The organism is Dietzia sp. DQ11-38-2, assembly GCF_014145055.1.
Lineage (GTDB): Bacteria > Actinomycetota > Actinomycetes > Mycobacteriales > Mycobacteriaceae > Dietzia.
In genome coordinates this window covers 1-1,549 of the sequence record NZ_JAALDW010000308.1, presented here as the reverse complement: position 1 = coordinate 1,549, position 1,549 = coordinate 1, and the positions used below count along the sequence as shown (strand labels likewise).

The window sequence follows — 1,549 nt, the reverse complement described above, 5'->3', positions numbered from 1 at the left end:
GGCTCGACGCGCCTCGAGGCCAAGCGGCAACGACGCCGTGACGGGCGCGATGCCGGGCGCCGGCGCCAGCCCATCCTCTCCGAGTCCGAGTTCCTCGCCCGCCGTGAGTCCGTCGACCGCGTGATGGTGGTGCGGGAGAAGAAGCGCGCCGACGGCAAGGGGGTCATGACCCAGGTCGGCGTGCTGGAGGACAAGGTCCTGGTGGAGCATTTCGTGACCACCGAGTCCGCCCGCTCCATGGTGGGCAACGTCTACCTCGGCCGCGTACAGAACGTGCTCCCGAGCATGGAGGCCGCGTTCGTCGACATCGGCCGTGGCCGCAACGGCGTGCTGTACGCCGGCGAGGTCAACTGGGAGGCCGCCGGACTCGGCGGCAAGGCCCGGCGGATCGAGCAGGCGCTCAAGCCAGGCGACATGGTCCTGGTGCAGGTCACCAAGGACCCCATCGGCCAGAAGGGCGCCCGACTGACCACGCAGATCTCGCTGGCCGGCCGGTTCCTCGTGTACGTGCCCGACGGCAACTCCACCGGAATCTCCCGCAAGCTCCCCGACACCGAGCGGCGCCGGCTCAAGGCGATCCTCAAGGACGTGGTCCCCGAGGGTTCGGGTGTGATCATCCGGACCGCCGCCGAGGGGGTCAGCGAGGAGGAGATCGGCCGGGACGTCGAACGGCTGGCGGCCCAGTGGACCGAGATCTCCGAGGCGGCGGCCAAGCGGACCTCCTCCGGCTCGGGCACTCCGATCGCCCTGTACGAGGAGCCGGACCTACTGGTCAAGGTGGTGCGCGACCTGTTCAACGAGGACTTCTCCTCGCTGGTGATCCAGGGCCAGACCTCATGGGACACCGTCCACGACTACGTCTCGAGGGTCGCACCGGAGATGACCGGTCGACTCGAGCGCTACGACAACCCCGACGTCGACGTGTTCGCCACCCACCGCGTGGACGAACAGCTGGCCAAGGCCCTCGATCGCAAGGTGTGGCTGCCCTCCGGCGGCTCACTCGTGATCGACCGCACCGAGGCCATGACGGTCATCGACGTCAACACCGGCAAGTACACGGGCTCGGGCGGCAACCTCGAGGAGACCGTCACGAAGAACAACCTCGAGGCGGCCGAGGAGATCGTCCGCCAACTGCGCCTGCGCGACGTGGGCGGAATGGTGATCATCGACTTCATCGACATGGTGCTCGAGGCCAACCGCGACCTCGTCCTGCGGCGGCTCACCGAGGCGCTGGGCCGCGACCGCACCCGGCACCAGGTCTCCGAGGTCACCTCGTTGGGGCTCGTCCAGCTCACCCGCAAGAAGCTCGGCACCGGTCTCATCGAGGCCTTCTCCACGCCGTGTGAGCACTGCCAGGGCCGTGGACTGATCGTGCACGCCGACCCGGTGCACACCGAGTCCCACAACGCCGACGAGCCCGGCTCGCGACGGGGCCGCAAGCGCGGTGGCAAGGGAGCGGACCCGGATCAGTCGGAGTCCCAGGCCACGTCGTCGACCACTCCCAGGCAGGCGCCCAAGAAGGACGGGCCCGCGCCGGCCGCCCACCCGG

At 69.5% G+C, this 1,549-nt stretch carries 1 protein-coding gene; it reads left to right on the top strand.

Features of this window, described 5'->3' with window-relative positions; translation table 11 throughout:
- A partial coding sequence (locus G6026_RS10915; protein WP_241728036.1) for an Rne/Rng family ribonuclease occupies positions 1-1,549 on the top strand: 1,549 nt, incomplete at both ends.